Raw genomic sequence first — 13,454 nt, forward strand, 5'->3', positions numbered from 1 at the left:
ATGAGCACGGACCCGAACCCAGCAGACCCGAGCGGTCACGACGGCCCCACGGGATCCGGCGGGCGCGGTGGCCCCGGCGGCCGGGAGGCCCATGGCGGCCCCGGCGGCCGGAGCGGGCGGGCGCGCCCCGCGCACGAGGAAGCGGAGCGCCCCGGCCACGGCGAACGGGAGCGCCGGCACTGGCGGAAGTGGCACGAACGGCGGCTGGAGACGATCACCGCGCCGTACGGGCCGCTCTCCCTGACGGCCACCCACTGGCTCGACGACTACCCGGAAGGGCGAATTCCGGCCGTGCCCGGCGACTGGCGGGCCGAGGGCGGCGAGGTGGTGCTCACCGCGGACCACGGCGACGGGCTCACGGTCGACGGCAAGCCCCTCACCGGCTCCGTCCGGCTGGGTGCCGACCATGGGCCGATCGACGGCGCCCGGGTCGGCTACGGCGCGCGGCGCCTGGTGGTGATGCGCCGTGAGGGACTGTGGGCGGTGCGTGACTTCGACCCCGACGCTCCGGCGCGGCGGGCGTTCGCGGGCATCGAGACGACGGAGTACGACCCCCGCTGGGCGGTGCCGGGGCACTTTCGCGCGTACCCGGAGAGCCGAGGTGTACGGGTGGAGAACGCCGACGGGCGCGAGCGCGGCCTCGGTCTCGCCGGGGAGATCGTCTTCCGGCTCGGTGGCGAGGAGCACACGCTGAGCGTGGCGATCGAGGACGACGGTTCACTGTGGGCCGTCTTCGCGGATGCCACCAGCGGAAACAGTAGCTACCGCTTCCGCTTTCTGCGGCCCCCGGCGCCGGACGGCGACGGCGCGGTGACGGTCGACTTCAACCGCGCGCTGCTGCCGCCGTGTGCCTTCGCGGACCACTTCATCTGCCCCTTCCCGCCGCCGGGCAACACCCTGGCGACGGGTGTGCCCGCGGGCGAGCGGAGGCTGCGCGCCCGATGATCGGCCACCGCTGACGCGAGCATTCCCCGACCCCGGCGACGCACAGGCGCCGGGGTCACGTCCGGCCCTCGCGTCCCACCGGCGCACTCACCCCTCACTCGACCGAAAGACGGCCTTGCGCGGGCGGTCGGCCGGTCGAATACTCCGAGCAGCGCTTGTCAGGGGCACGACGAAAAAGCCGGAGAACGGACCGTGCTCCATGGCCGCGCCTCACGGGCCCCACCCGACGGGCCCCCGATTCCCTCGGAGGAACGCGAAGTGAGGATCAAGCGCACCACCCCCCGCAGCACCCTCGGCAGACGGATGCGTCTGCTCGCCGTCACCACAGGGCTGTCCGTCGCCGGAGCGCTCGCCGTCGTCCCCGCGGCCGGTGCCGAGCCCGCGCCGGCCGCTGCATTTGACGCCCGGCAGCTCGGCAACGCGAGCGACGCCGTACTCGAAGCGGATGTGCCGGGCACCGCCTGGCACATCGACCCGGCGAAGGGAACCCTGGTCGTCCTGGCCGACAGCATGGTCTCCCGCGCCGGGATCGACAGGATCAGGCGGGCGGCCGGGCCCGACGCGGGCGCGATCCGCGTCGAGCGCGCCCCCGGTGTGCTCTCCATGCTCATCTCCGGCGGCGACGCGGTCTACGCGGCCGCCTGGCGCTGCTCGGCGGGCTTCAACGTCCGCAGCGGCAGCACCTATTACCTGCTGACCGCCGGGCACTGCACGGAGGGTGCCGGCACCTGGTACGCCAACTCCGCCCGTACCACCGCCATCGGCCCCACGGCCGGATCCAGCTTCCCGGGCAACGACTACGGCCTGGTGCGGTATTCCAATGCCGCCCTGCCCCGCCCCGGCACGGTCGCTGGCGTCGACATCACCGCCGCCGCCAGTGCCACGGTCGGTATGGCCGTCACCCGCAGGGGCTCCACCACGGGCATCCACAGCGGTACCGTCACCGGGCTCAACGCCACGGTCAACTACGGTGGCGGCGACATCGTGCAGGGGCTGATCCGGACCAATGTCTGCGCCGAGCCCGGCGACAGCGGCGGCCCCCTCTACTCGGGTACCCGGGCCATCGGACTGACCTCGGGCGGCAGCGGCAACTGCAGGTCGGGCGGTACGACCTTCTTCCAGCCCGTCACCGAGGCGCTCGGCGCCTACGGTGTGAGCGTCTACTGACCCGCTGACCCGCTGACCCGCTGACCCGCTCGCCGGCGTGACGGCGGACCGGCCCCGCTCCCGGACCGCTCCGGCGTCCGCCGGCGGGCGGAAGAGCCCGGTCCCGCGTCCCCGGGAAGGAACCGTGCGCCCGTCCCCTGAGTACCGCGACGGCCGAGTCCCCGTCCGTATGAAGGACGGGGACTCGACGCCACGCCCTCGTCTGGGACGATGTCAGAGCATCGGGAGCACGGCGGAGACGGGGGTCGCGAAGCAGTGAAGCGCATCGGAGTGACCGGTCACCGGAACATCCCTCCCGAGGCATACGCATATGTCCGCGCCGGGATCCACACGGCGCTGCGCCATCACGAAGGAGCGCTGGAGGCGTTCTCCAGCCTCGCGGTCGGCGCGGATCAGCTCTTCGCGGATCTCGCCCTGTCCTTCGGGGCCGAACTGACCGTGGTCATCCCGAGCGGCGACTACGAGGACGGCTTCAGCGCCCCCGGCGAGCTGGCGAGCTTCCGGCAGTTGCGGGGGCGTGCCACCCGGGAGGTCCGGCTCGCCTTCCCGCACTCCACGGACGAGGCGTACTACGCGGCGGGGGCGTACATCGCCGACAACTGCGACCGGCTGGTCGCCGTCTGGGACGGGGGCCCGTCGCGGGGGCTCGGCGGCACGGCGGACATCGTCCACTACGCGCGCGGCCTCGGAAAGCCGGTGACGATCATCTGGCGCGAGGGCGTCCGGCGGCCCTGAGCCCCGGGCGCGGGGCGCCCTAACCGGCGTTCCGGGCCCGGGTTCGCCCCGGGTCGCGGGCGCGTGGGCGTCCTGACACTGCGGTGGCTCACCACCGTACGCGGGCCGTGAACCCCCGACCCGGCACCCGTTCCGTCACTCGACCCGGCACCTGGCCTTCCGCGTACCCAGCCGTGTCCCGTACGCGCGCGGTCCTGGGCCATGTCCCGTGGCGGGCCCTGGTGTTCCCGTGCGGTCCGTCGCGTTCCTCCCGGTCAGCTGCGGTGGCGTACGAGCCAGTCCGTGTGCTGCGGGGAGACGATGCGCTCCGTCTCGTACACCGCGGAGGGCCACTGAGTGTCCGTCACCGTCGTCTCCATCGCCGTGTGCATCGCCGCGAGGTCCTCCTCCACGAGTGAGTGCGCGGCGATGAGGGGCTGATGGCGTCGGATCTCGCTCCAGGCCAGGCACGCCGCCGCGGCGGCCGAGAGCATGCCGACCACATCGACCGACTCGGCGAGTGAAAACGTGTGCAGAAGCGAAAAGAAGAAGGCGAGAAGCGTCAGTATCCCGATCGTCCCCGACCACAATAAGGTGGCCTTGCGGGAGATCTCCGCACTGCGGTGGTACCAGTTGCGCTGCTCGATCAGACGGTCCCTGATGTACGTCTCCTTGCGGATGCCGAACGGCTTGTCCCGCAGCCGCCGCATCGCCGGGGTGATGAGTTCTCCGTCCGCCACATCGGGAACATCCGTCCGGGGATCACGCCAGCCGACCTTGGAGAGCTCCCGCAGCCCTTCCTCCAGCCGCCGGGTGAACAATTCGTCCCCGTCCGGCGAGGACGCGTCGAACGGTGTTCCGTGCACCGAATAGCGCCAGCACATGGACTTGATGTACTCGGCGGCCGACCTGTTCAGTTGCCACTGCGACTTTGCCTTCCGCCGTGACACGCGGTAACCGAGCACCAGTACACCCGCGTACGCCAACGCGCTGAGAGCCCCGGGGAGTTGGAAGCTCTCGCCGAGCTTCCAGGAGGCGGGCAGGGCCGCCGCCGCGGCGCCCACCACCAGAAACAGCAGCTGGCGCCGGGTGGAGCCCACGGCCTCCCGCTGACGGGAAATGGCTATGGCGTCCGTGTGATGGAAGAGCGCGGGCAGATCACTGTTACGGAACACCGTGCTGTGCAGTGGGCCGGGAATCCCGGACATGCGCCCCCCTGTCTGCTGTTATGCCGTCACCCATTGGACGGAGTCACCCATTCCGCTCTGTTTTGCGGGAGTGTGACGCAACTCTTCCGACCGATGTTCACGTGCTGAGTTGCTGCGCGTGGCTGTGAGAGTAAAGTCGTGCCGCCGGGCACCGCAATGGTGCCTGGTTCCCGTGCTGTACAGCTGGATCATGTACACAGATCACAAGGACGGCCCCCCATGACGACCTCCGCATCCTTCGCCGCCGCGAAGCAGAACCGAGTCCCCCTGGCGCGGCTCGACGTCCGCGGTGGCGACGCCGCGAAGAAGCTGGCCCGGGTCGTCCCGGCTCCCGCCGACCGGACCGTGCGCGTCTCCACCTTCAACTCGTCGCTGTAGCCCGGCTCTAGACTGGTGGAATGACAGGCCCTCTGGTCCCATTCCGCGAGATCGTGCTGAAGGTCCACAGCAGATGCGATCTGGCCTGTGACCACTGCTACATCTACGAACACGCTGATCAGAGCTGGCGTACCCGCCCGAAGGCGATCTCTGACGAGGCGATTTCCTGGACAGCTCTGCGACTGGCCGAGCATGCCAAACATCATGCCCTGCCCTCCGTGTCAGTGATCCTGCACGGAGGGGAGCCGCTGCTGGCGGGGCCCGCGCGGCTGCGCCGCGTCTGCGAGGAACTGACCACGGCACTCGACGGCGTGGCGGAACTCGATCTGCGTATCCACACCAACGGCTTACAGCTGAGCCCCCGGTTTCTCGACCTGTTCGGCGAGTTCGACGTCAAGGTGGGCATCTCCCTCGACGGCGACCGCACCGCGAACGACCGGCACCGCCGGTTCGCCGACGGACGCACCAGCCATCCGCTGGTCCTCAGGGCCGTCGACCTTCTGCGCGAGGAGCGCTACCGCCCTCTCTACCTCGGTCTGCTGTGCACCGTCGACGTGGCCAACGACCCCGTCGCCGTGTACGACGCGCTCGCCGAGCTGGAACCCCCGCGCATCGACTTCCTCCTTCCGCACGCCACCTGGGACGAGCCTCCCGCCCGACCCGACGGCTCGCCCACCGCGTACGCCGACTGGCTGCTCACGGTCTTCGACCGCTGGGACGAGCGGGGCCGCCCCGTCCCGGTCCGGCTCTTCGGGTCCGTCCTGTCCACCCTCACCGGCGGCCCCAGCCTCACCGAGTCCCTGGGCCTCGCTCCCACGGACCTCGTCGTCGTGGAGACCGACGGAGCCCTGGAGCAGGTCGACTCGCTCAAGAGCGCCTACGAGGGAGCCGCGGCCACCGGATTCGACGTCTTCACCCACACATTCGACGAGGTCGCCGCCCACCCCGGGGTCAGAGCACGCCAGCTGGGGCTCTCCTCGGTCAGCGGGACCTGCCGGAGCTGCCCGGTCGTACGGTCCTGCGGCGGCGGGCTCTACACCCACCGTTACCGCACCGGGAACGGCTTCGACGACACCTCCGTGTACTGCACCGACCTCGAAGCGCTCATCCGCGGTGTCGAGCGGCGCACCGCCGACCGGCTGGTGCCGCTCTCCGTGTCCGAACCGGGCGCCCTGCTCGCCGACGACCAGGACGTGACCCGGCTGCTGACCGCCGCGCTCGGCCGTGAACTGGACGGACGCGGCGGCCGGGCGTGGCAGGACGCCTGGGAGCTGACCGTCGAGCTGGAGGGCAGCGGTGACCTCCTGGACACCGTCTGGGGCCACCCCTACACCCGTACCTGGCTGGAGGACGCGCTCGCCGCGCTCCGTGAGGACCGTCCGGACGCGGTCGCGCTCGCCCTGCGGCTGCCCGCGTATCTCGCCGCCGCGCTGATCGGGGCCGGCTCGGGACCCGCGCTCCGGGTGCCGTACGAGCGGGGGCTGCTGCGGCTGCCCATGCTCGGTGAGCTGACGCTCGGCGGCCCGGGCGAGGGCAGAAGCGGCCCGGGACCGGGCGGGAGCGAGAGCGGGCCCGGTGCGGGCAGAGGCGGCCCGGGTGGGAGCGGATCCGGTACGGGTGGGCCGGGCGAGAGCGGTCACGCACGGGTACAGCCCACCGGGAACGGCGGATTCCGGGTCACCGCCGAGGGGCGCGCGCCCCTGGCCGTACATCCCGGGGAGGACACCCCCGGCTGGCGGCCCGTGCGCACGGTGGGCGGACGGGACGGCACCCCCCTGCTGCGGCTGGACGACCTCGACCCCTACCGCGACCGCTTCGGCGCCCCCGCGCGAGGTCGGCTCGACCCGGCGGAGGCGGCCCTGTGGGACGAGCGGCTGACCGGGGCCTGGGCGCTGCTGCGCGCCGCCGCGCCCGCCCAGGCCGCCGAGGCGGCCGACTGCCTGACCACGCTGACCCCGCTGGCCGCCCCCGTACCAGCGGGATTTGGCCGGTCCTCCACGCGTGAGCGGGCCGTCGGCGGGCACGGTTATGGAGCGCTGGGAATCGCCCTGCCCCCCACCTCCCGCGAACTCGCGGTCGAGCTGCTGCGCGGTTTCCGGCGTACGAAGCTGAACGCCCTGCTCCAGGTCAGTGATCTCTACGCCCAGGACGGCCACTGGCGCCACCCGGCTCCCTGGCGGGACGAGGAGGTTCCGGTGTCCGAACTGCTGGCGGACGTCTGGGAGCGGGCCGGACTCGCGGCCTTCGAACCCCGGGGAGCGATTTCGGCCACGGCGGCCCTGGACACCCTTCAGGGCGCGGCCGAGTTCACCGTCGCCGGGCGGCGGCTCCTCGCCGGCCTGCGCGCGGAGCTGGACGGAGCGGGCCGTGGCTGAGACCCGCCACGCCGATCCGCTGGTGCTCTCACTCACCCGGCTGGGCGTGGACCACGGCACCACGCTGCTCGTGCACGCCTCCCTGAGCGGCACCGGGCTCGACGCGGACCCCCTCCGGGACGCCCTGCTCGCCGCGGTCGGCCCCGGCGGCACCCTGGTCGTCCCCGCCTTCACCGAGCAGAACTCCGACACCTCCCACGCCTTCCGCGCCCGGGTGCGCGACATGACACCCGAGCAGGCGGCGGCCTTCCGGGCGGACATGCCCGCCTTCGATCCGGCCACGACCCCGAGCCAGGGGATGGGCCGGCTGGCCGAGTCGGTGCGCCTCGCCGTCGGGGCCGTACGCAGCACCCATCCCCAGACGTCCTTCGCCGCCGTCGGCGCACGCGCCGGGGAACTGCTCGCCCGCCACCCGCTCACCTCCCACCTCGGCTGGGACTCCCCGCTCGGGGCCCTGTACGGAGCGGACGCGAAGGTGCTGCTGATCAATGTCGGATTCGATGTGTGCACCGCTTTCCACCTTGCCGAGTACCACCCGAAAGCTCCCAGAAGGCGCTACTCCTGTGTGGTTCGGCCGCCCGGCGGGGGTAAGGAATGGACGGAGTACGAGGACGTCGTCCTCGACGACGGCGAATTCGGCTCCATCGGCGCGGATTTCCCCTGGGGGATGGAACGGAAGGGACAGCTGGGAGGCCGGCCCGCGCGATTGTTCGCGATCAGGGACGCGGTCCGGCACGCGGAACACTGGATGTCCGAAAAGCGGCGGTGAATGACTGAAGGACGGGGGAAGGAGTGGGCCCGGCTCCGGAATGATTAATTCGCTCGCATCTCTCACCGATGCAGGGTGCGGAGGCCGGGTGGAGGGCGAGTGCTTACACAGGACGGGGGTCGTGTGTCGGATTCAGCGCAACGTGCGGCGGATCATCGGCCGTACTTTTTCTTGAGTTACGCCCACACACCGCGGTACGGGGCGGGGGGCCCCGACCCGGACATGTGGGTGGAGCGGCTCTTCCGGGATCTGTGCGGCCATGTGATGGCCATGACGGATCTGCCGGCCGGGGCACCGGCCGGATTCATGGACCGGGAGATCCGCTCGGGAGAGGGCTGGTCCGAGAGACTCGGTGAAGTCCTCGCCAACTGCCGGGTGTTCGTCCCCCTGTTCTCCCCCCGCTACTTCGCCAGCGAGATGTGCGGCAAGGAGTGGTACGCCTTCGCCCAGCGGGCCATCTACCACCAGGCCAAGAGCAACCGTCCCGCGGACGCGATCGTTCCCGCCCTGTGGGTGCCGATGCCCCCCGAACAGCTTCCCGGCCCCGCCGAGCGGCTCCAGTTCAACCACCGGGCCTTCGGCGACCGCTATGTCACCGACGGTCTCTACGGCCTGATCAAACTGCGGATATTCGCCGAGGAGTACGAAGCCGCCGTCTACGAACTGGCGAAACGGATCGTCGCCGTCGCGGACACCACCCGGGTCACCCCCGGCAGCCCGGTCGACTACCGCCATGCCCCCAGCGCGTTCGGAAAACCCACTGGAGGACCCCGGCCGATGCATCTGACGGTGGCCGCACCCACCCATCACGATCTCCCCGAAGGCCGCGCCCCCGACTACTACGGCAAACAGTCCCAGGACTGGAACCCGTACCACCCGGACTCGGCGCGGCCACTGGCGTATGTGGCGCAGGACCTCGTCCGCTCGCTGAACTACCAGGCGACGGTCTCCTCCTTCGACCACGAGACCCCGCCCGAACCCGGCCAGCCCCCCAGCCGCCCCGAGATCCTCCTCATCGACCGCTGGGCACTCGCGGACGACGAGAGATGCGCACGGCTCGCCGCCTTCGACGCCCAGCCGCGCCCCTGGGTGACCGTCGTCGTCCCCTGGAACCGCGACGACCCCCAGAGCCGGATATCCGAGGCCGAACTGGCCGAACGGCTGGAGCGGACCATGCCGCACCAACTGCACCACGGCCGCCCCGCCTGCCGGGCCGCCGCACGAGGCATCTTCAGCATGGAGGCGTTCGGGCAGATCCTCCCCCAGGTCGTCGAGGCGGCGGCCCAGGAGTATCTGCGCCACGCCGAGGTCTTCCCACCCGCACCACCACCGGGGACGGCGGCCCGGGGCGAACGCCCCAGACTCCGCGGCCCCATGGCCGAGTACGGCACCACCCAGTACGTCCCGGACATGCGCTCAGCAGCCCCCGATGCGGAGGACACGGATGACAGCCAGTCGTGACGGACGCATCGTCACCTTCTACTCGTACAAGGGGGGTACGGGCCGCACGATGGCCCTCGCCAACACGGCGTGGATCCTTGCCGCCAACGGCAAGCGGGTCCTCGCGGTCGACTGGGACCTGGAGGCGCCGGGCCTGCACCGCTTCTTCCACCCCTTTCTCGACCCCTCCACCCTCGGTGCCACCACGGGCATCATCGATCTGATCACCGAGTACGCCTGGGCCGCGATCACCCCCGACACCGTCCGCCGCGACGACTGGCACACGGACTACGCCCGGATCCAGCCGCACGCCGTCTCCCTCACCCCCGAGATCCTCGGCTGGGAGTTCCCCGACGGGGGCACCCTCGACTTCGTGTCCGCGGGCCGGCAGAACCGCGAGTACTCCGCCACCGTCTCCACCTTCGACTGGGACAACTTCTACGACCGGCTCGGCGGCGGCCTCTTCTTCGACGCGCTCCGAGACGACATGAAGGCCAACTACGACTACGTCCTCATCGACAGCCGTACCGGACTCAGCGACATAGCGGATATCTGCACCGTCCATCTGCCCGATGTGCTGGTCGACTGCTTCACCCTCAGCGACCAGTCCATCGACGGCGCGGCCTCCGTCGCCCGGCAGATCGACGAGCGCTACGGCGGCCGGGGCATCAAGATCTACCCCGTGCCGATGCGGATCGACGAGGGTGAGAAGGAGAAGGCGGACGCCGGACGGGCACTGGCCCGCGTCAAGTTCGACCGGTTTCCCAGCGGGCTCGCCGGAGACGAACTCACCTCCTACTGGGGCGCGGTGGAGATCCCGTACCGCCCCTACTACGCGTACGAGGAGACGCTCGCCACCTTCGGCGACGAGGCCGGTCTCACCAACTCGCTGCTCTCCGCCTTCGAGCGGCTCACCGCCGTCATCACCGAGCAGCAGGTCACCTCGATGCCCACCATCGGGGAGGACACCCGGCTGCGCATCAAGGACGCCTTCACCCGGCGCCGGCCCGCCCTGCCCGCCGATCTCTTCCTCAGCTATGTGGCGGAGAACCGGATGTGGGCCGACTGGATCGAGGCCCTGCTCACCCGCGCCGGATTCCGTGTCGTGCCCCGCGATGTCTCCGTCGACCGCGAACCGGGCGCCGACGACGGCATCGCCGCCGAGAACGCCGCACGGACCGTGGTGCTGCTCTCCGGCGCGTATCTGAAGTCCTCACGCGCGGTGGAGGTCTGGTCGCGGGCCGCCGCGGAGGACCCCAGCGGCGGACGGCACCATCTGCTGCCCATCCGGGTCGGCGACGTCAGGCTGACCACCCCCTACATCGACCGCAACCCCGTCGATCTGTTCCGCCTCGACGAGGTCCAGGCGACCAGCGCCCTGCTGCGCGCGCTGGACCGTCCCGTCCAGCTCCCGGACAGCACGTCGCCCGGTCCGCGCTTCCCCGGCACCGTGCCGAAGATCTGGAACGCGCCGCCCCGCAACCCCGGCTTCACCGGCCGGGCGGTCGCCCTGGAGCGGATGCGCGACCAGCTCGGCGGCGGGATGTCGGTGGCCGCCGTACTGCCGCAGCCGCAGACCCTGTACGGGCTCGGCGGCGTCGGCAAGACCCAGGTCGCCATCGAGTACGTCCACCGGTTCATGGCCGACTACGACCTCGTGTGGTGGATCTCCGCCGAGCAGAACGACGACGTCATCGCCGGGCTCGCCGAACTCGCCGTACGCCTCGGCGCACAGGGCGGCGACGACATGGCCGCCGCGTCCAGGGAGGCCATCGACCTCCTGCGGCGCGGAGTGCCCTCCACCCGCTGGCTGCTGGTCTTCGACAACGCCGACGATCCCGAGCAGCTCAAGCGGTTCTTCCCGCCGCAGGGCCCCGGGCACATCCTCGTCACCTCCAGGAACCAGACCTGGTCGCAGTACGGCGACGCCCTGCCCATCGACGTGTTCACCCGCGAGGAGTCCATCGAACACCTCCAGCGGCGGGCCCGGGGGCTGACCGTCGACGAAGCCGACCAGGTCGCCACCGCCGTCGGCGATCTGCCGCTCGCCGTCGAGCAGGCCGCGGCCTGGATCGCGGAGACGGCGACGCCCATCGCCGCGTATCTGGAACAGCTCAAGGAGCAGACCACCAGCGTTCTCGCGCTCAACCAGCCGGCCGGATACCCGGAGCCGGTCGCCGCCACCTGGAACGTCTCCATCGAGCGGCTCAAGGAGCGCTCGCCCGCGGCCGTCCGGCTGCTCCAGCTCTGCGCCTTCTTCGCCCCCGAGCCGATCTCGGCCAATCTGCTCTACAGCAAGGAGATGATCGACGCGCTCAAGCCGTACGACGCCTCCCTCCAGGAGAAGCTGGTGCTCGGCCGGGTCATCCGGGAGATCGGCCGGTTCGCCCTGGCCAAGGTCGACCAGGTCTCCAACAGCATCCAGGTCCACCGGCTCGTCCAGGCCGTCATCAGGGCCCAGCTCTCCGAGGAGGAGCAGCAGGCGGCCCGGCACGCCGTCCACCGGGTCCTCGCGGGCGCCCGGCCCGATGACGACGAACCCATCGACAACCCCGAGACCTGGCCCCGGTTCGCCACCATCTGGCCGCATCTGAGCACCTCGGAGGCGCGCAACTGCCGGGAGCCGGAGACCCGCCGGCTCCTCATCGACCGGGTGCGCTATCTGTGGAAGCGGGGCGACTGGGCCACCGCGGCCTCCCTCGGCAACGAAGTGCGCGCGAGCTGGCGGGAGATGCTGGGGAACGACGATCTCCAGTACCTCTACCTCCGCTTCCACCTCTCCAACATCTACCGTTCGCAGGGCCGCTACGTGGAGGCCAAGGAACTCGACGAGGTGACCCTGGAGCGCCAGCGCAAGGTGCTCGGCCCCACTCATCCGCACACCTATATGACCACCAGCGGTCTCGCGATGGACCTCGGCACCCTCGGGCACTACGGGAGGGCGATGGAGCTGGCCACCGAGGCCCATGAGGGCTTCAGCCAGATCTTCCACGAGTCCCATCCGCGTACGCTCGCCGCCGCCAACAACCTGGCGCTGAATCTGCGCATGGTCGGGCAGTACAGCAGGGCCCGCGAGATCGACCAGGAGGTCTTCGACCGCCGTACCGAGGTCCTCGGCCCGGAGCACCCCTACACCCTGTCCTCCGCCACCTCCCTCGCGCGCGATCTGCGCGAGGTCGGCCGTTACGAGGACTCCGTCAATCTGCTCGCCCGTACCTACGGACTGCTCAAGCAGCAGCTCGGACGTACCTTCCCCGGCACGCTGGCGGCGGGCAAGAGCCTCGCCGTGTCCCTGCGCAGGGCGGGGCATCTGGAGGACGCGCGGCGGCTGACCACGGCCACCCGCAACCGCTACCGCACCCAGTACTCGTCGGCGAACCCGGACACGCTCGCCTGCGATCTGAACCTGGCGGCCGACCTGTTCGCCGCGGGCGAGCCGGTCGCGGCGCGGGATCTGGCACAGGAGGTCGTCGACCAGTACATGCTGGTGCCGGGGGAGCGGCATCCGTACACCCTCGCCGCCATCAACAACCTGGGCATCTTCCACTGGGGATGCGGCGACCCGGAGGCGGCGGAGCAGCTGCTGATCCAGGTGACCGAGAAGATGACCGACATCCTCGGGGAGAGCCATCCGCACGCCCTGTACTGCACCATCAACCTCGCCAACGCCCTCGCCGACCTCGGTAATCTGCGGGACGCCCTGGACATCGAGCAGCGGACCGTGACCCGGCTGCGCGAGGTCCTGGGACCGCACCACCCCGAGGTGCTGGGCATCGCCTCCAACCTCGCCGTCACCCTGGGAATGCTGGGCCGCAAGGACGAGGCCGCGCAACTGAGGGCGGAGACCGTGGACGAACTGACCCGGCTGCTCGGGGAGGAGCACGCCCTCACCCGCATCGCCCGCGACGAACGCCGGGTCCACCGCGATCTGGAGCCCCTTGCGGTCTGATCCAGCCACACCCGGCCGGTCTCGGGGGCGCGCCCGCACCGGTCCCGGTGCGGGCGCCGGCCCATCGGGAGAAACCCAGCTCCGCCGGCGATTGCGGCGGCGTCCCGGGGGGGTTCGGGGGTGGGGGGGACACTTTTCAGCCTCGTCGGCGTCTGAGGGGCCGTCCCCGGGGTTCGGCCCTGGTTGCCCGGGGTTCGGGCGCCGGGCCCATCGGGACAAACCCAGCCTCGCCGGCGTTCGAGGCGCGGGGTCCGGGGCGGAGCCCCGGGGGTGCGGTGGCCGGCCTCTGGTTGCCCAGGGTTCGGGGTGGGGGCACTCCAGCCTCACCGGCATTTGAGGCGGCGCCCCCCGGGGTTCGGCCCTGGTTGCCCGGGGTTCAGGGTGGGGGGAACACTCCAGCCCCGCCGGCGTTTGAGGCGCCGGGTCCGGGGCGGAGCCCCGGGGGCGCGGAGCTCCCCTGGTAGTACGGGGCCCGGCCCCGGAAGCCCGAACCCGGGGGCCGGGCCCAC

The 13,454-nt window shown here is 71.2% G+C and carries 9 protein-coding genes; 8 read left to right on the forward strand and 1 reads right to left on the reverse strand.

Annotated elements, in window-relative coordinates; all coding sequences use genetic code 11:
• The 3 genes from ACIBCM_RS15815 to ACIBCM_RS15825 all read left to right on the forward strand — a co-directional run bounded on the left by ACIBCM_RS15815 (position 1) and on the right by ACIBCM_RS15825 (position 2,847).
• Complete coding sequence (locus ACIBCM_RS15815) at positions 1-945, forward strand: DUF1684 domain-containing protein (protein ID WP_399243433.1); 945 nt, start codon at positions 1-3, stop codon at positions 943-945.
• Between the two features lie 258 nt (positions 946-1,203).
• Complete coding sequence (locus tag ACIBCM_RS15820) at positions 1,204-2,112, forward strand: S1 family peptidase (RefSeq protein WP_399243435.1); 909 nt, start codon at positions 1,204-1,206, stop codon at positions 2,110-2,112.
• Positions 2,113-2,367: 255 nt separating this feature from the next.
• Positions 2,368-2,847, forward strand: a complete 480-nt coding sequence (locus ACIBCM_RS15825) for a hypothetical protein (protein ID WP_399243868.1) — start codon at positions 2,368-2,370, stop codon at positions 2,845-2,847.
• Between the two features lie 254 nt (positions 2,848-3,101).
• Here ACIBCM_RS15825 and ACIBCM_RS15830 read toward each other — a convergent pair whose 3' ends face one another.
• Entirely contained in the window at positions 3,102-4,034 is a 933-nt protein-coding gene (locus ACIBCM_RS15830) for a DUF4231 domain-containing protein (protein ID WP_399243437.1), read from the reverse strand.
• Positions 4,035-4,253: 219 nt separating this feature from the next.
• On the opposite strand from ACIBCM_RS15830, the gene fxsA reads away from it, so the two are divergent.
• The 5 genes from fxsA (at position 4,254) to fxsT (ending at position 12,945) form a co-directional block, all read left to right on the forward strand.
• Complete coding sequence (gene fxsA / locus ACIBCM_RS15835) at positions 4,254-4,412, forward strand: FxSxx-COOH cyclophane-containing RiPP peptide (protein WP_399243439.1); 159 nt, start codon at positions 4,254-4,256, stop codon at positions 4,410-4,412.
• Between the two features lie 20 nt (positions 4,413-4,432).
• Positions 4,433-6,787 (forward strand): radical SAM/SPASM protein FxsBH, inactivated beta-hydroxylase extension form, encoded by a 2,355-nt coding sequence (fxsBH, locus tag ACIBCM_RS15840; RefSeq protein WP_399243440.1) that lies wholly within the window; start codon positions 4,433-4,435, stop codon positions 6,785-6,787.
• Positions 6,780-7,556 carry an aminoglycoside N(3)-acetyltransferase gene (locus ACIBCM_RS15845; protein ID WP_399243441.1) on the forward strand — a complete coding sequence of 259 codons (777 nt, stop codon included), beginning with the start codon at positions 6,780-6,782 and terminating at the stop codon, positions 7,554-7,556. Before fxsBH ends, ACIBCM_RS15845 begins: the two co-directional genes overlap by 8 nt.
• A 99-nt stretch (positions 7,557-7,655) precedes the next feature.
• Positions 7,656-9,017, forward strand: coding sequence for a TIR-like protein FxsC (locus ACIBCM_RS15850; protein ID WP_399243443.1), 1,362 nt, complete (start codon positions 7,656-7,658; stop codon positions 9,015-9,017).
• Positions 9,001-12,945: an FxSxx-COOH system tetratricopeptide repeat protein gene (gene fxsT, locus ACIBCM_RS15855; protein WP_399243445.1), complete on the forward strand. Its 3,945-nt coding sequence runs from the start codon at positions 9,001-9,003 to the stop codon at positions 12,943-12,945. Before ACIBCM_RS15850 ends, fxsT begins: the two co-directional genes overlap by 17 nt.
• Positions 12,946-13,454 lie beyond the last annotated feature (509 nt).

Source organism: Streptomyces sp. NPDC051018 (genome assembly GCF_044456085.1).
In the GTDB taxonomy this organism is placed as follows: Bacteria; Actinomycetota; Actinomycetes; order Streptomycetales; family Streptomycetaceae; genus Streptomyces.